We start from the raw sequence: 16,657 nt of genomic DNA, 5'->3' as shown, positions 1-16,657 counted from the left end.
CCCGACTTCCCATGGAGACAGGACGTGTCCCGTCAGGTGTTCCTCTACGACCAACCGGATCGTTTCGTGGCCGGCACGGTCGGGCTGCCCGGACGCCGTACGTTCTTCCTCCAGGCCATCGCCGGCCCCCGGGTGACCAGCGTGGCTCTGGAGAAGACGCAGGTCGCCGCGCTCGCCGAACGCATGGACGAGCTCCTCGACGAGGTCGTACGGCGTAGCGGCGGCAGCACCGTCGTCCCCGCCGTGGCCCCCGCCGAGACCGCCGACACGGCGCCGCTGGACACCCCCATCGAGGAGGAGTTCCGGGTCGGCACCATGGCGCTCGCCTGGGACGGCGAGGACCAGTGCATGATCGTCGAGGCGCAGGCCCTCGTCGAGCTCGAGGCCGAGTCCGAGGAGGACCTGGCGGAGGCCGAGGAGCGGCTCCTCCAGGACGAGGAGAACGGCCCCCCGATGCTCCGGGTCCGCCTCACCGGCGCGCAGGCCAGGGCCTTCGCCAAGCGCGCCCTCGACGTCGTCAACGCCGGGCGGCCGCCGTGCCCGCTGTGCAGCCTCCCGCTCGACCCGGAAGGACACGTATGTCCGCGCCAGAACGGATACCGCCGCGGAGCGTGACCACCGACGCGGCGGCCGCCGAGCTGCTCGCCCGCGGCGAGCTGACCGTGCGCGGACGCATCCGTGAAGCGTCCAACGCGGCGCTGTACTGCACGGTGGTGCACGAGGGACGCGAGGCGGCCTGCATCTACAAACCCGTGGCGGGGGAGCGCCCCCTGTGGGACTTCCCGGACGGCACGCTCGCCCAGCGCGAGGTCGCCGCGTACGAGGTCTCCGAGGCGACCGGCTGGGGCCTGGTACCGCCCACCGTGCTGCGCGACGGCCCGTACGGCGAGGGCATGGTCCAGCTGTGGATCGACACCGCCCCCGAGTCGGAGCTGCTGGCCCTGGTGGACGCCGAGGAGCCCGGGCCCGGCTGGAAGGCCGTCGCGTTCGCCGAGGTCGACGAGGGCCGCACCGCGCTGCTCGTGCACGCCGACGACGAGCGGCTGCGCCGGCTCGCCGTTCTGGACGCCGTCGTCAACAACGCCGACCGCAAGGGCGGCCACCTGCTGCCCGCGGCCGGGGAGCGGCTCTACGGCATCGACCACGGGGTGACCTTCCACGCCGAGAACAAGCTGCGCACGCTCCTGTGGGGCTGGGCGGGCGACCCGCTGACCGCGGAGGCCCTGGCGGCGCTCGACGCCCTCCGGGAGGCCCTCGAGGACGGCGCACCGCTGGCGGCCCGGCTCGGCGAGCTGATCACCCCCGCCGAACTGGACGCCACGCGCGCGCGTGTCGGGGCCCTCCTGGAGTCCGGCAAGCACCCGGAACCGAGCGGGGAATGGCCGGCCATCCCCTGGCCGCCGGTGTAGGTGCCCGACCCGCACAACGGCCGGTATCGCGCAAGAGCGCCTTACCGGCCATCCGGTCCGGTCCGGTTCGTGGACGGAACATCCCTCCGGTTAGGCTCATGACATGCATGCCTGGCCCGCTTCCGAGGTCCCCGCCCTGCCTGGTCAGGGCCGCGACCTGAGGATCCACGACACCGCGACCGGCGGCCTCGTCACCCTCGACCCCGGTCCCGTCGCCCGTATCTACGTCTGCGGCATCACCCCGTACGACGCCACCCACATGGGGCACGCGGCGACCTACAACGCGTTCGACCTCGTGCAGCGCGTGTGGCTCGACACCAAGCGGCAGGTTCACTACGTCCAGAACGTCACCGACGTCGACGACCCCCTCCTGGAGCGGGCCGAGCGGGACGGCGTCGACTGGACCGCCCTCGCCGAGAAGGAGACCGCGCTCTTCCGCGAGGACATGACCGCGCTGCGCATGCTCCCGCCGCAGCACTACATAGGCGCCGTGGAGGCCATACCCGGCATCGTCCCGCTCGTCGAGCGGCTGCGCGACGCCGGCGCCGCCTACGAACTCGAGGGGGACATCTACTTCTCCGTCGAGTCCGACCCCCACTTCGGCGGTGTCTCCCACCTCGACGCGGCCGCCATGCGGCTGCTGTCCGCCGAGCGGGGCGGCGACCCCGACCGGCCGGGCAAGAAGAACCCGCTCGACCCGATGCTGTGGATGGCGGCCCGCGAGGGCGAGCCCAGCTGGGACGGCGCCTCCCTCGGCCGCGGACGCCCCGGCTGGCACATCGAGTGCGTGGCCATCGCCCTCGACCACCTCGGCATGGGCTTCGACGTCCAGGGCGGCGGCTCCGACCTGGCCTTCCCGCACCACGAGATGGGTGCCTCGCACGCCCAGGTGCTCACCGGCGAGTTCCCCATGGCCAAGGCGTACGTGCACGCCGGGATGGTCGCTCTCGACGGCGAGAAGATGTCCAAGTCCAAGGGCAACCTGGTCTTCGTCTCCCGGCTGCGCCGCGACGGCGTCGACCCGGCCGCCATCCGGCTCACGCTGCTCGCCCACCACTACCGCTCCGACTGGGAGTGGACCGACCAGGTGCTGCGGGAGGCCGTCGCCCGGCTGGAGCGGTGGCGCGCCGCCGTGTCCCGGCCCGACGGCCCGCCCGCCGAGGCCCTGGTCGAGGAGATCCGCGAGGCCCTGGCGAACGACCTGGACTCCCCGGCCGCGCTCGACGCCGTCGACCGCTGGGCGGCACTCCAGCAGGAGACCGGCGGCACGGACATCGGCGCGCCCGGTGTCGTCTCCCGCGCCGTCGACGCCCTGCTCGGCGTGGCGCTGTAACCACCCGTACGAACGACGGAGGGGGCGCTTCCCGCGGGAAGCGCCCCCTCCGTCGTTCTTCGCTCAGTCCTCCGACGACTCCTCGTCGTCCCCGCCCGCCTTCGGCGGTTTCGGCGGGCGCGCGCGGCCGCTCGGGTTGTCCCGCAGATACGGTGTCCCGGGCGTGCCCTCGCCGCCGTCCGCCGTGGCGTGCCCGCCCGGCCCGGAGCCGCCGTCCCGGCGCCGCAGGTACCGCTCGAACTCGCGGGCGATCGCCTCGCCCGAGGCCTCCGGCAGCTCCGCGGTGTCCCGGGCCTCCTCCAGCGACTGCACGTACTCCGCGACCTCGCTGTCCTCCGCGGCCAGCTGGTCCACGCCGACCTGCCACGCGCGCGCGTCCTCGGGCAGCTCGCCCAGCGGGATGCGCACGTCGATCAGGTCCTCCAGCCGGTTCAGCAGGGCCAGCGTGGCCTTCGGGTTCGGCGGCTGCGACACGTAGTGCGGCACCGCCGCCCACAGCGACACGGCCGGCACGCCCGCATGCGTGCACGCCTCCTGGAGGATGCCGACGATCCCCGTGGGGCCCTCGTACTTGGTCTCCTCCAGGTCCATGCGGCGGGCCAGGTCGGCGTCCGACGTGGTCCCGCTGATCGGCACCGGACGGGTGTGCGGGGTGTCGCCCAGCAGGGCGCCCAGGACGACGACCAGCTCCACGCCCAGCTCGTGGGCGAAGCCGAGCAGTTCGTTGCAGAACGAGCGCCAGCGCATGGACGGCTCGATGCCGCGGACGAGGACGAGATCACGCGGCTTGTCGCCGCCGACGCGGATCACCGACAGCCGGGTCGTCGGCCATGTGATCTTGCGGACACCGCCGTCCATGAAGACCGTGGGGCGGTTCACCTGGAAGTCGTAGTAGTCCTCGGCGTCCAGCGCCGCGAACACCTCGCCCTTCCACTCCTTGTCCAGGTGCGCGACCGCGGCGGAGGCGGCGTCACCGGCATCGTTCCAGCCCTCGAACGCGGCCACCATGACCGGGTCGATCAGCTCGGGAACCCCCTCGAGCTCGATCACCCAGCGCCTCCTTCCGACGTGCCCTCGCGTACCCCCCAACCTTACGGCGTGCCGAGGGGCCGCCCGCAGCCCCCTTGCACGGGGCGGTGAACGGATCACTGCCCCGATCCCGGCGGCCGGACACCCCGCCGCCCGGGCCGGATCAGAGGGTGGAACGCAGCCACCGCTCCACGGACGCGATGTGCACCGTCGCCCACGAGCGTGCCGCCTCCGCGTCCCGGTCGCGCAGCGCGGCGAGGATCGCGCGGTGCTCGTCCAGGGCGCGGCCGACCGCGCCCTCCTCGGTCAGTCCGCGCAGGACACGGGCCCGGGCGGTCGGCCCCGACAGGCCCTCGAGCAGGGAGCGGAGCACCGCGTTGCCCGAGGCCCCCACGACCGCCCGGTGGAACTCCAGATCGGCGGCGACCAGCTCCTCCACCGACGGATCGTCACCGAGGGCGTCCAGCCGTTCGCCGAGCTCGTCCAGTTCGCGCTCGCCGATCCGCGAGGCCGCCATGGCGGTCGCGGCCGGCTCCAGGATGCGGCGCACCGCGAGGAACTCCAGCACCGTGTCGTCGCGGTGGAAGTCGACGACGAAACCGAGGGCCTCCAGCAGCAGGGGCGGGTCCAGGCTGGTGACGTACGTGCCGTCGCCCTGCCGTACGTCCAGGATCCGGATCAGCGACAGGGCGCGTACGGCTTCGCGCAGGGAGTTGCGGGACAGCCCGAGGCCGGCGGCGAGCTCGCTCTCCTTGGGCAGCCGGTCGCCGGGCCGCAGCGCGCCGGAGACGATCATGCCCTTGATCTTCTCGATCGCCTCGTCGGTGACTGCCACGGCCGGCCTCCCGGTGTCTCGAGGATGCCGCCCGGACATCCGAGGTCTCACGGAGACTATCGGGGTCACCGTGCGGCGATACGCGCACCGGGAGGGGCGGCTCCGTCGGTGCGCGGTCGCCGCCTCCCGGTACGCCGGGGCCCTACTTCCGGTCGAGCAGATCCTGGACCCTGGCCCGGATCTCGTCGGTGGCCAGGCCGCGGATGGTCAGCGTGGTCCGGCGGCGCAGCACGTCGTCCTGCGTCTCGGCCCACTCGTGGTCGCGGGCCCACACGACCTGCGCCCAGATCTCCGGTGCGTCGGGGTGGACGCGCTGGGCCAGCTCCGGGTTCTCGTTGGCGAGCCGGGCGATGTCGAAGGCCAGCGAACCGTAGTGCGTGGCCAGGTGCTTGGCGGTGTCCGCCGCCATGCGCGGGCCGGGTGCCGGACCGTCCACCAGCAGCCGGTGGGCGACCGCGCGCGGGTTGGCGACGCCGGGCAGCGGCAGCTTCTTCGGCAGTGAGGCGATCGGCTCGAAGTCGTCGCCGAGCGGGTGGCCCGGCAGCGCCTCCAGCTTCTTCATCACCGTGCGGCCGATGTGGCGGAAGGTGGTCCACTTGCCGCCCGCGACGGACAGCATGCCGCCCCGGCCCTCGGTGACGACCGTCTCGCGCTTGGCCTTCGCCGTGTCACCGGGCCCGCCCGGCAGCACGCGCAGACCCGCGAACGAGTAGGTGATCAGATCCCGGTCGAGCTGCTGGTCGCGGATGGAGAACGCGGCCTCGTCCAGGATCTGGGCTATGTCCTTGTCGTTGACCGCCACGTCCGCGGGGTCGCCCTCGTACTCCTCGTCCGTGGTGCCGAGCAGCAGCATGTCCTCCCAGGGGAGGGCGAAGGTGATCCGGTACTTGTCGATCGGGGTGGCGAGCGCGGCCTTCCAGGGCGCGGTGCGCTTGAGCACCAGGTGCGCGCCCTTGGACAGGCGGATGGACGGCGCCGCGTTCGGGTCCTCCATCCGGCGCAGGTGGTCGACCCAGGGGCCGGTGGCGTTGAGCACCAGGCGCGCGTTCACGCCGAACTCGTCGCCCGAGAGCCGGTCCTTCAGCTCGGCGCCGGTCACCCGGCCCTTGGTGAAGCGCAGACCGGTGACCTCGGCGTGGTTCAGGACGACCGCGCCCGAGTCGACCGCGGCGCGGACGGTCATCAGCGCCATGCGGGCGTCGTTCATCTGGTCGTCGCCGTACACGGCCACGGCCTTGAGGTTGTCGGTGCGCAGCTCCGGCACGTCCTGGGCGGCCTTGGCCGGGGAGAGCAGATGGCCGACGCCGTCACCGAAGGCGGACAGCGCCGAGTACGCGAAGACACCGGCGCCGAGCTTCGCCGCGCCGTGCGGCCCGCCCTTGTACACGGGGAGGTAGAAGGTGAGCGGGTTCGCCAGGTGGGGGGCCACCTGGCGGGAGACCGCACGGCGCTCGAAGTGGTTCTCCGCGACCAGCTTCACCGCGCCGGTCTGCAGGTAGCGCAGACCGCCGTGGAGCAGCTTGGAGGAGGCGGAGGAGGTGGCGCCGGCGAAGTCGCCGGCGTCGACCACGGCCACCCTGAGGCCGGACTGCGCGGCGTGCCAGGCGGTGGAGATGCCCAGGATGCCGCCGCCGATCACGAGAAGGTCGTACGACGCCTTGGAGAGCTGCTCCCGGGTCTCGGCCCGGCTCGGGTTGGAGCCGGAGGCCGGGTGCGTCCCCAGGGCAGGCACGGACTGCAGGGTGGACTGAGTGGTCATTGCGCTTCTTACTCCTCGTCCTCGAGCCAGCCCATGGTCCGCTCGACGGCCTTGAGCCAGCTCTTGTACTCACGGTCGCGGGTCTCCGCGTCCATGCGGGGGGTCCACTCGGCGGCCCGCCGCCAGTTGGCGCGCAGGTCGTCGGTGCTGTTCCAGAAGCCGACGGCGAGGCCGGCGGCGTAGGCGGCGCCGAGGCAGGTGGTCTCGGCGACCATCGGGCGCACCACGGGGGCGTCCACGAAGTCGGCGAGGGTCTGCATCAGCAGGTTGTTGGAGGTCATGCCGCCGTCGACCTTGAGGGCCGAGAGCTCGACGCCGGAGTCCTTCGTCATGGCGTCGGCGATCTCGCGGGTCTGCCAGGCGGTGGCCTCCAGGACGGCCCGCGCGAGGTGCGCCTTGGTGACGTACCGGGTCAGACCGGCGATCACTCCGCGGGCGTCGGAGCGCCAGTACGGGGCGAACAGGCCGGAGAAGGCCGGCACGAAGTAGGCGCCGCCGTTGTCCTCGACCGACAGGGCCAGGGTCTCGATCTCGGCGGCGGTGGAGATGAGGCCCATCTGGTCGCGCATCCACTGCACCAGCGAACCGGTGACGGCGATCGAGCCCTCCAGGGCGTAGACCGTGTCCTGGTCGCCGATCTTGTAGCCGACCGTGGTCAGCAGACCCGAGTACGAGTTGATGATCTTGTCACCGGTGTTCATCACCATGAAGGTGCCGGTGCCGTACGTCGACTTCGTCTCGCCCTCGGAGAAACAGGTCTGGCCGAACAGGGCCGCCTGCTGGTCGCCGAGCGCGGAGGCGACGGGGATGCCGCCGAGCAGGTCGCCGAGCTTGCCGCCCGTGATCTCGCCGTAGACCTCGGCGGAGGAGCGGATCTCGGGGAGCATCTCCATCGGCACGCCGATGGACTCGCAGATGCGCGGGTCCCACTCCATGGTGTGCAGGTTCATCAGCATGGTGCGGGAGGCGTTGGTGACGTCGGTGACGTGCTTGCCGCCGTTCACACCACCGGTCAGGTTCCAGATGACCCAGGTGTCCATGGTGCCGAAGAGCAGATCGCCCGCCTCGGCGCGCTCGCGCAGGCCGTCGACGTTGTCGAGCAGCCAGCGGGCCTTGGGACCGGCGAAGTAGGAGGCGAGGGGAAGGCCGGTCTCGCGGCGGAAGCGGTCCTGGCCGACGTTGCGGCCGAGCTCGCGGCACAGGGCGTCGGTGCGGGTGTCCTGCCAGACGATGGCGTTGTGGACCGGCTCACCGGTGTTCTTGTCCCAGACCACCGTCGTCTCGCGCTGGTTGGTGATGCCGATGGCCTTGATGTCGTCCCGGGTGATGCCGGCCTTCTCGACCGCCCCGGCGACGACCTCCTCGACGTTGGTCCAGATCTCGGTGGCGTTGTGCTCGACCCAGCCCGGCTTCGGGAAGATCTGCTCGTGCTCCTTCTGGTCGACGGCGACGATGCGTCCGTCGCGGTCGAAGACGATGCAGCGGGAGGAGGTGGTGCCCTGGTCGATGGCGGCGATGAAGGGGCCTGCGGTGTGGGCGTCGGTCACTGTGTGCTCCTGGGATTCCGTGATGGGGTGGCCGGTGCGTACGGCGCGTTGCTGCGACTCGATGCTCGCCGAGCGGGGGACCGCTCAGGCGAACGCGACGTTGTAGACACCTGCGGCGATCGCGGCGCCGATCAGCGGACCGGCGATCGGGACCCAGGCGTAGGACCAGTCGGAGCCGCCCTTGTTGGGCAGGGGCAGCAGGGCGTGCACGATGCGCGGGCCGAGGTCACGGGCCGGGTTGATCGCGTACCCGGTCGGGCCGCCGAGGGACAGACCGATCGAGACGACCACCAGCGCGGTGATCAGGCCGCCCAGGATGCCGAGGCCGTTGCCCTCGTCGTTCAGGCCCTGGGTGAGGACGGCGAGCACCAGGACGAAGGTGCCGATGACCTCCGTGGCGAGGTTCTGGACGGCGTTGCGGACCTCGGGGCCGGTGGCGAAGACGCCCAGCACGGGGCCGGCGCCCTTCTCCTGGGCCTCGACGGCCTTCGCCGTGGTGTCCTGCGCGCCCGGCCCGCCGACGATCTCCCGGTCGGTGAGGTGGGCGGCGAACTGCCCGTAGTAGGCGACCCAGACCAGCGCCGCGCCGATCATCGCGCCGAGGATCTGCCCGGCGAAGTACGTCGGGACGTTGCCCCACTCGCCGTCCTTGATCGCGATGCCGACCGTCACGGCGGGGTTCAGATGGGCGCCGGAGAGCGGACCCGAGATGTACACCGCCGTCAGGACGGCGAAGCCCCAGCCGAAGGCGATGGCGAGCCAGCCGGCGTTGCGGGCCTTGGAGGCCTTGAGCGTCACGGCGGCGCAGACGCCGCCGCCGAGCAGGATGAGTATGGCGGTACCGATGGTCTCGCCGATGAAGATGTCGGAGCTGGACACCCGCGACTCCTTTGTCCTTCGTCCAGGGGAAGCCGAACCCCGGGTCCCTCCGGGTGTTCCGGCGCCCTCGGTGTGAGAGCGATGGCGGCCCTTGGCGTTGTCACACTCTAACGCGTATTGCCGGTAGGTGTTCGACAATGCCGACCGATGGACGGGAGTCTTGCTTCGGCGTCACGCGTGCGTCAAGAGTTCTGTTATCGAAAGCACGATCGTTATTGATCGCCGCGGATTATCGATCTCCCGCGCGGCGGGTTCACGGACCGCGGTGCCATATGTCCGTTTCAGGGTATGGCGAGGGCCGGAACGCCACCCGGCGTCCCGGCCCCGTCCGCGTGTCCGCGCCTCAGAACCGCCCGGCGCCCAGGTCCCGCGACACCGCGCGGGCACAGTCCCGTACCGCCGCGATGAGCTCCGGCCGCAGCGCTCCCTCTTCGTCGGACCGGCACAGCCGCTCCACGGCGCCGGTGATGCCGACCGCGCCGACCGGCATGCGGCGCCGGTCGTGGATGGGGGCGGCGATGGACGCGACGCCCTCCCAGGTCTCCTCCACGTCGGCCGCGTAGCCACGCGCGCGCGTGATGTCGAGGATGTGCTCGAACCCGTCCGGCTCGCAGACGGTCCGGTCGGTGAACGCCGTGCGCTCGGCCTCCAGGGCCTCGCTGTGCGCCACCGGGTCGTACGCCGAAAGGACCTTGCCCAGGGCGGTGGAGTGCAGCGGCTGCATGGCCCCGATCTCCAGGACCTGCCGGCTGTCGTCGGGCCGGAAGACGTGGTGGACGATCAGCACGCCCTGCTGGTGCAGGACGCCGAGGTGGACGCTCTCACCGCTGGACCGGGCGAGGTCGTCCGTCCACACCAGGGCGCGCGCCCGCAGTTCGTGCACGTCGAGGTAGGTCGTGCCCAGGCGCAGCAGTTCGGCGCCCAGCTGATAGCGCCCCGAGGCCTCGTCCTGCTCCACGAAGCCCTCCTGCTGGAGGGTGCGCAGGATGCCGTGGGCGGTGCCCTTGGCCAGACCCAGCGACGAGGCGATGTCCGACAGGCCGAGCCGCCGCTCGCCGCCCGCGAGCAGGCGCAGCATCGCGGCCGCCCGCTCGAGCGACTGGATGTTCCGTGCCATCGACGTACTGCCTCCGTCCCCTTCGACTGCCGACCTCGGCGTCGCTGACGTCGTTCGGCAATGCCGAACACTACCGGTCCATGCCGACCTCCCGCCAATGGTCGGCGGGCAACTGTTGCACTCGGACCGCGATCCGGAGGGGTCCCGGGCGACCGCTGCCCGGCCGTATCCCGACAGCGCACGGGCGCCGGGGGTTCGCCCCTTCGGGTGCCGGTGTCACCCCTGGGGGAGGGCGTCCGGCCCTCCATCCTCGTCCGTCACGTGGACGCCCAGGCCACCGGCCCCGCCTCCCGGCTACCCTGGCGACGTGCGTTCTTCCCCGGGACGTTCTGGACGGACGGCACCGGGAAGCGCAAAGCCGACAGCCGTCGCATCCTAGGGAGCCCCTTCATGGCCTCGTCGCCGTCCACCCCGTCCGCCGACATCCGGACCCGCGTGTCCGCCCTCCGCGAGGCACTCGCCACCCGTGTGGTGGTCGCCGACGGGGCGATGGGCACCATGCTCCAGGCGCAGAACCCCACGCTCGACGACTTCCAGCAGCTGGAAGGGTGCAACGAGGTCCTCAACCTGACCCGGCCCGACATCGTCCGCTCGGTGCACGAGGAGTACTTCGCCGCCGGCGTCGACTGCGTGGAGACCAACACCTTCGGCGCGAACCACTCCGCCCTCGGCGAGTACGACATCCCCGAGCGCGTCCACGAGCTGTCCGAGGCCGGCGCCCGGGTCGCCCGCGAGGTCGCCGACGAGTTCGCCGCCCGGGACGGCCGGCAGCGCTGGGTGCTGGGCTCCATGGGCCCCGGCACCAAGCTCCCCACCCTCGGCCACGCCCCGTACACCACCCTGCGCGACGCCTACCAGCGCAACGCCGAGGGCCTGGTCGCCGGCGGCGCCGACGCCCTCCTGGTGGAGACCACCCAGGACCTGCTGCAGACCAAGGCCTCCGTGCTCGGCGCCCGGCGCGCGCTGGACGCCCTGGGCCTCGACCTCCCCGTGATCGTGTCGGTGACCGTCGAGACCACCGGCACCATGCTGCTCGGCTCGGAGATCGGCGCCGCGCTCACCGCGCTGGAGCCGCTGGGCATCGACATGATCGGCCTGAACTGCGCCACCGGCCCGGCCGAGATGAGCGAGCACCTGCGCTACCTGGCCCGGCACTCCCGCATCCCGCTGTCCTGCATGCCCAACGCCGGCCTGCCCGTCCTCGGCAAGGACGGCGCCCACTACCCGCTGAGCGCGCCCGAGCTGGCCGACGCGCAGGAGACCTTCGTCCGCGAGTACGGCCTGTCCCTGGTCGGCGGCTGCTGCGGCACCACCCCCGAGCATCTGCGGCAGGTCGTGGAGCGCGTCCGCGACCTCACCCCCGGCGAGCGCGACCCGCGCCCCGAGCCCGGCGCCGCCTCCCTCTACCAGACGGTGCCCTTCCGCCAGGACACCTCCTACCTGGCGATCGGCGAGCGCACCAACGCCAACGGCTCGAAGAAGTTCCGCGAGGCCATGCTGGCCGGCCGCTGGGACGACTGCGTGGAGATGGCCCGCGACCAGATCCGCGAGGGCGCCCACATGCTGGACCTGTGCGTGGACTACGTCGGCCGGGACGGCGTCGCCGACATGGAGGAGCTGGCCGGACGGTTCGCGACCGCCTCGACGCTGCCGATCGTGCTGGACTCCACCGAGGTCGACGTCCTGCGGGCCGGGCTGGAGAAGCTCGGCGGCCGCGCGGTGATCAACTCGGTCAACTACGAGGACGGCGCCGGCCCCGAGTCCCGCTTCGCCAAGGTCGCGCAGCTGGCCCGGGAGCACGGCGCCGCGCTGATCGCGCTGACCATCGACGAGGAGGGCCAGGCCCGCACCGCCGAGAAGAAGGTCGAGATCGCCGAGCGGCTGATCGAGGACCTCACCGGCAACTGGGGCATCCACGAGTCGGACATCCTCGTCGACTGTCTGACCTTCACCATCTGCACCGGCCAGGAGGAGTCCCGCAAGGACGGCCTGGCCACCATCGAGGGCATCCGCGAGCTGAAGAAGCGGCACCCGGACGTGCAGACCACGCTCGGCCTGTCCAACATCTCCTTCGGCCTCAACCCGGCCGCCCGCATCCTGCTCAACTCCGTCTTCCTGGACGAGTGTGTCAAGGCGGGCCTGGACTCGGCGATCGTGCACGCCTCCAAGATCCTGCCGATCGCCCGCTTCGACGAGGAGCAGGTCACCACCGCCCTCGACCTGATCTACGACCGCCGCCGCGAGGGCTACGACCCGCTGCAGAAGCTGATGCAGCTCTTCGAGGGCGCCACCGCCAAGTCGCTGAAGGCGTCCAAGGCCGAGGAACTGGCCGCCCTCCCGCTGGAGGAGCGCCTCAAGCGCCGCATCATCGACGGCGAGAAGAACGGCCTCGAACAGGACCTGGACGACGCCCTGACGGAGCGCCCGGCCCTCGACATCGTCAACGAGACCCTCCTGGACGGCATGAAGGTCGTCGGCGAGCTCTTCGGCTCCGGCCAGATGCAGCTGCCGTTCGTGCTCCAGTCCGCCGAGGTCATGAAGACCGCGGTCGCCTACCTCGAACCGCACATGGAGAAGACCGACGACGAGGGCAAGGGCACGATCGTGCTGGCCACCGTCCGCGGCGACGTCCACGACATCGGCAAGAACCTCGTCGACATCATCCTGTCCAACAACGGCTACACCGTCGTCAACCTCGGCATCAAGCAGCCGGTCTCCGCGATCCTGGAGGCCGCCGACGAGCACCGGGCCGACGTCATCGGCATGTCCGGGCTCCTGGTCAAGTCCACGGTGATCATGAAGGAGAACTTGGAGGAGCTCAACCAGCGGGGCCTGGCCGCCGACTACCCCGTCATCCTCGGCGGCGCCGCCCTCACCAGGGCGTACGTCGAGCAGGACCTCCACGAGATCTACGACGGCGAGGTCCGCTACGCCCGCGACGCCTTCGAGGGCCTGCGCCTGATGGACGCCCTGATCGGCATCAAGCGGGGCGTGCCCGGGGCCAAGCTGCCCGAACTGCGGCAGCGCCGGGTGCGCGCCGCCACCGTCGAGGTCGAGGAGCGGCCGGAGGAGGGCCACGTCCGCTCCGACGTCGCCACCGACAACCCCGTCCCCACCCCGCCCTTCCAGGGCACCCGCGTCGTCAAGGGCATCCAGCTCAAGGAGTACGCCTCCTGGCTCGACGAGGGCGCCCTCTTCAAGGGCCAGTGGGGCCTGAAGCAGGCCCGCACCGGCGAGGGACCCTCGTACGAGGAGCTCGTCGAGAGCGAGGGCCGGCCCCGGCTGCGCGGTCTGCTGGACCGGCTCCAGACGGACAACTTGCTGGAGGCGGCCGTGGTCTACGGCTACTTCCCCTGCGTCTCCAAGGACGACGACCTGATCGTCCTGGACGAGGCCGGCAACGAGCGCACCCGCTTCACCTTCCCCCGCCAGCGGCGCGGCCGGCGCCTGTGCCTGGCCGACTTCTTCCGCCCGGAGGAGTCCGGCGAGACCGACGTCGTCGGCTTCCAGGTCGTCACCGTCGGCTCCCGGATCGGCGAGGAGACGGCCCGGATGTTCCAGGCCAACGCCTACCGCGACTACCTGGAACTGCACGGACTGTCCGTCCAGCTCGCCGAGGCCCTCGCCGAGTACTGGCACGCACGCGTGCGCTCCGAGCTCGGCTTCGCCGGTGAGGACCCGGCCGAGATGGAGGACATGTTCGCCCTGAAGTACCGGGGCGCCCGTTTCTCCCTCGGCTACGGCGCCTGCCCCGACCTGGAGGACCGCGCCAAGATCGCCGACCTGCTCCAGCCGGAGCGCATCGGCGTCCACCTGTCGGAGGAGTTCCAGCTCCACCCCGAGCAGTCCACCGACGCCATCGTGATCCACCACCCGGAGGCCAAGTACTTCAACGCCCGCTGAGGCCGGTACGGACTTCCTCCGTACCGCTCCAGGCGTCGCACCAGGCGTTCTCGTCCCGCACGACGTAGACTGGTCGGTCCACTGCAGGCCGGTTCCCTTCGTGGGAACCGGCCTGATCGTCCCTCAAGGAGGTATGTGGATGACCAGTACGGTCCCCGCACTCGGCACCCGTACGGCCGAAGGCTCCGCCCTGCAAGCCGTGCTCCTCGACATGGACGGCACCCTGGTGGACACCGAGGGCTTCTGGTGGGACGTCGAGAAGGAGGTCTTCGCCTCCCTCGGCCACACCCTCGACGACTCCTGGCGCCACGTGGTGGTGGGCGGTCCCATGACCCGCAGTGCGGGCTTCCTCATCGAGGCCACCGGCGCCGACATCTCGCTCGCCGAGCTCAGCGTGCTGCTCAACGACGGTTTCGAGGAGCGCATCGGACGCCACCTGCCGCTCATGCCGGGCGCGGCCCGGCTGCTCGCGGAGCTGTCCGAGCACGAGATCCCCACGGCCCTGGTCTCCGCCTCGCACCGGCGCATCATCGACCGTGTCCTGGCCTCGCTCGGCCGCGACCACTTCGCGCTCACCGTCGCCGGCGACGAGGTACCGCGCACCAAGCCGTACCCCGACCCCTATCTGGCCGCCGCCGCCGGACTCGCCGTGGACCCGGCCCGGTGCGCCGTCGTCGAGGACACCGCGACCGGAGTCGCCGCCGCGGAGGCCGCCGGCTGCCACGTCGTGGCCGTCCCCTCGATCGCCCCCATCACTCCGGCCGTCCGGCGCACCGTGGTCGGGTCACTGGAAGAGGTCGACCTGACCTTCCTGCGCGGCCTCATCACCCACGTGGGCTGAGCGTTCACACAGCGTGCGGCACCGTCGTGCCCGGCACCGTGCGCGAACGCCCTCCGGCGGAACCCCCGGTCGCGCTCACCTGTGACGTTCGCCACGCCGTCAGGGGTCGACAGACCGGTGCGGCTGTGCTGGATCCGGCCGGGAGAACGTTGTCGGCACGCCCATGTGTCCCGATTGGTGAAGCGCTGCACTAATCCTTCCGCTGTCGGGTTTTCGGTGTGTCCACGCCCGGTTTCGCTCTGTGATGAGCCCTCAACTCCGGGGGCTGCGGGCCCTCGTACGGGCGCGGACTAATCTCGTCGCGAGAACCTCAGCCACTACCCCCGTGATCGGCCCGCGACACCCCTGCATGCCGCATACACGGACCGACAGCTCTGGAGAATTTCGAGCATGAACCGCAAGACTTTGGTGCTGCCGGCCGTCGTCGGCCTGCTCGCCCCGGTACTCGCCGCCTGCGGCGGGTCCGACGGCGGCAGCGGCGGCGGGGACGCGATCGTCGTCGGCACCACGGACCGGTTCACCGCCTCGGAGGAGGCTCCCGCGCCCCTCGACCCGGCGTACGCCTACGACGTCGGCTCCTGGAACCTGCTGCGCCAGACCGTGCAGACGCTGATGATCCAGCCGCGCGGCGACGGCGAACCGGTGCCCGAGGCGGCCGAGAAGTGCGGCTTCACCGACACCGGCAACGAGCGCTACGCCTGCACCCTGCGTGACGGTCTGAAGTTCGCCAACGGCGACGCCGTCACGGCGGCCGACGTGAAGTTCTCCATCGAACGCGCCCTGTCCCTGAAGGCCGACAGCGGTGTGTCCGGCCTGCTGTCCACCGTCGACACCGTGGAGACCCAGGGCGACCGCGAGGTCATCTTCCACCTCAACACCGCCGACGCGACCTTCCCGTTCAAGCTGTCGACCCCGGTCGCCGGCATCGTCGACCCCGACGACTACGACAAGGGCAAGCTGCGCGAGGGCTTCGAGGTGGACGGCTCCGGTCCGTACACCATGAAGGCCGAGGTGAAGGACGGCGCGCTGACCAAGGCCGTGTTCACCAAGAACCCCCACTACAAGGGGGTCCTCACGGTGAACAACGACAAGGCCGAGGTCGTCTCCTTCGCCGACGCCGACGCCATGGGCACGGCGCTCGCAAAGGGCGACATCGACCTGATGACCCGTGCGATGACGCCGGACCAGATCCGCAAGCTCTCCAACGACACGGGCGGCGACGTCGACCTGATCGAGATGGCCGGTCTCGAGATCCGCTACCTGGCCTTCAACACCAAGGCGCAGACCGTGGAGACGAAGGCCGTCCGGCAGGCGATGGCCCAGCTCATCAACCGCAGCGAACTGATCTCGAACGTCTACGGCTCGCAGGCCGAACCGCTGTACTCGCTGGTGCCCGCCACCATCACCGGCCACTCGAACTCGTTCTTCAACAAGTACGGCGACCCGAGCGTCGCCAAGGCCAAGTCGATGCTGGAGTCCGCCAACGTCTCCACGCCGGTGAAGCTGACCCTGCACTACACCACCGACCACTACGGTGCGGCCACCAAGCAGGAGTTCGAGCAGCTCCAGAAGCAGCTCAACGACAGCGGCCTGTTCCAGGTCGACATCGAGGGCACGCCCTGGGAGAAGTTCCGCCCGGCCGAGCTGAAGGGCCAGTACGACGTCTTCGGCATGGGCTGGTTCCCGGACTTCCCGGACGCCGACAACTTCCTGGCGCCGTTCCTCGACAAGGAGAACTTCCTCAACTCGCCGTACGTGAACCCGGAGATCAACAACAACCTGATCCCGGCGTCCCGTCGCGAGGCCGACCGGCTGTCCGCCGTGGACAGCCTGACCGACATCCAGGACGCCGTCGCCACCGACGTGCCGATGATCCCGCTGTGGCAGGGCAAGCAGTACGTCGCCGCCCGGGACGACGTCACCGGCACCGCCTACGCGCTCAACTCCGCCTCTTCGCTGCAGCTGTGGGAGCTGGCCCGCGGTGTGAGCGGCTGACGCACCCCGT

Annotated in this window: 12 protein-coding genes; 6 read left to right on the top strand and 6 right to left on the bottom strand. The window is 71.1% G+C overall.

Translation table 11 applies throughout. The features are described from left to right. Positions 1-24 precede the first annotated feature (24 nt). The 3 genes from ACIRG6_RS33285 to mshC all read left to right on the top strand — a co-directional run bounded on the left by ACIRG6_RS33285 (position 25) and on the right by mshC (position 2,742). Positions 25-615: a DUF3090 domain-containing protein gene (locus tag ACIRG6_RS33285; RefSeq protein ID WP_364676842.1), complete on the top strand. Its 591-nt coding sequence runs from the start codon at positions 25-27 to the stop codon at positions 613-615. Then, entirely contained in the window at positions 579-1,409 is an 831-nt protein-coding gene (locus ACIRG6_RS33280; RefSeq protein ID WP_364676841.1) for an SCO1664 family protein, read from the top strand. The genes ACIRG6_RS33285 and ACIRG6_RS33280 overlap by 37 nt, the downstream gene beginning before the upstream one ends. Positions 1,410-1,512: 103 nt before the next feature. Further along, a complete protein-coding gene (mshC, locus tag ACIRG6_RS33275; protein WP_318217863.1) occupies positions 1,513-2,742 on the top strand; it encodes a cysteine--1-D-myo-inosityl 2-amino-2-deoxy-alpha-D-glucopyranoside ligase in 1,230 nt (409 codons plus the stop codon). A 63-nt stretch (positions 2,743-2,805) separates the two neighbouring features. Here the strand turns inward: mshC and ACIRG6_RS33270 are convergent, their stop codons facing one another. From ACIRG6_RS33270 to ACIRG6_RS33245, 6 genes are all read right to left on the bottom strand, one after another. Next, entirely contained in the window at positions 2,806-3,792 is a 987-nt protein-coding gene (locus ACIRG6_RS33270; RefSeq protein ID WP_403325375.1) for a PAC2 family protein, read from the bottom strand. Positions 3,793-3,934: 142 nt separating this feature from the next. Further along, entirely contained in the window at positions 3,935-4,606 is a 672-nt protein-coding gene (locus ACIRG6_RS33265; RefSeq protein WP_403325372.1) for a FadR/GntR family transcriptional regulator, read from the bottom strand. A 142-nt stretch (positions 4,607-4,748) separates the two neighbouring features. After that, a complete protein-coding gene (locus ACIRG6_RS33260; protein ID WP_318217861.1) occupies positions 4,749-6,365 on the bottom strand; it encodes a glycerol-3-phosphate dehydrogenase/oxidase in 1,617 nt (538 codons plus the stop codon). 8 nt (positions 6,366-6,373) lie between these two features. Beyond that, positions 6,374-7,912 (bottom strand): glycerol kinase GlpK, encoded by a 1,539-nt coding sequence (gene glpK / locus ACIRG6_RS33255; RefSeq protein WP_318217860.1) that lies wholly within the window; start codon positions 7,910-7,912, stop codon positions 6,374-6,376. 84 nt (positions 7,913-7,996) lie between these two features. Further along, positions 7,997-8,791: an MIP/aquaporin family protein gene (locus ACIRG6_RS33250; RefSeq protein WP_364676836.1), complete on the bottom strand. Its 795-nt coding sequence runs from the start codon at positions 8,789-8,791 to the stop codon at positions 7,997-7,999. Between the two features lie 343 nt (positions 8,792-9,134). Beyond that, positions 9,135-9,908 (bottom strand): IclR family transcriptional regulator, encoded by a 774-nt coding sequence (locus ACIRG6_RS33245; RefSeq protein WP_318217858.1) that lies wholly within the window; start codon positions 9,906-9,908, stop codon positions 9,135-9,137. A 390-nt stretch (positions 9,909-10,298) separates the two neighbouring features. On the opposite strand from ACIRG6_RS33245, the gene metH reads away from it, so the two are divergent. The 3 genes from metH (at position 10,299) to ACIRG6_RS33230 (ending at position 16,647) form a co-directional block, all read left to right on the top strand. Then, positions 10,299-13,811, top strand: a complete 3,513-nt coding sequence (gene metH, locus ACIRG6_RS33240) for a methionine synthase (RefSeq protein ID WP_318217857.1) — start codon at positions 10,299-10,301, stop codon at positions 13,809-13,811. A 139-nt stretch (positions 13,812-13,950) separates the two neighbouring features. Then, complete coding sequence (locus ACIRG6_RS33235; protein ID WP_364676834.1) at positions 13,951-14,652, top strand: HAD family hydrolase; 702 nt, start codon at positions 13,951-13,953, stop codon at positions 14,650-14,652. 390 nt (positions 14,653-15,042) lie between these two features. Further along, the gene (locus tag ACIRG6_RS33230) at positions 15,043-16,647 is read left to right on the top strand and encodes an ABC transporter substrate-binding protein (protein ID WP_350719008.1); all 1,605 of its coding nucleotides are present in this window, start codon (positions 15,043-15,045) and stop codon (positions 16,645-16,647) included. Positions 16,648-16,657 lie beyond the last annotated feature (10 nt).

Origin of the sequence: Streptomyces flaveolus (genome assembly GCF_044765825.1) — a bacterium.
Classification (GTDB): domain Bacteria; phylum Actinomycetota; class Actinomycetes; order Streptomycetales; family Streptomycetaceae; genus Streptomyces; species Streptomyces flaveolus.
This window is presented reverse-complemented; position numbering and strand designations above follow the sequence as displayed.

Excerpts from the sequence above, each read along its gene's own strand:
- ACIRG6_RS33245 (WP_318217858.1), bottom strand. The coding sequence starts at position 9,908 with ATGGCACGGAACATCCAGTCGCTCGAGCGGGCGGCCGCGATGCTGCGC.
- ACIRG6_RS33260 (WP_318217861.1), bottom strand. The coding sequence starts at position 6,365 with ATGACCACTCAGTCCACCCTGCAGTCCGTGCCTGCCCTGGGGACGCAC.
- ACIRG6_RS33280 (WP_364676841.1), top strand. The coding sequence starts at position 579 with ATGTCCGCGCCAGAACGGATACCGCCGCGGAGCGTGACCACCGACGCG.
- ACIRG6_RS33235 (WP_364676834.1), top strand. The coding sequence starts at position 13,951 with ATGACCAGTACGGTCCCCGCACTCGGCACCCGTACGGCCGAAGGCTCC.
- metH (WP_318217857.1), top strand. The coding sequence starts at position 10,299 with ATGGCCTCGTCGCCGTCCACCCCGTCCGCCGACATCCGGACCCGCGTG.
- ACIRG6_RS33230 (WP_350719008.1), top strand. The coding sequence starts at position 15,043 with ATGAACCGCAAGACTTTGGTGCTGCCGGCCGTCGTCGGCCTGCTCGCC.
- mshC (WP_318217863.1), top strand. The coding sequence starts at position 1,513 with ATGCATGCCTGGCCCGCTTCCGAGGTCCCCGCCCTGCCTGGTCAGGGC.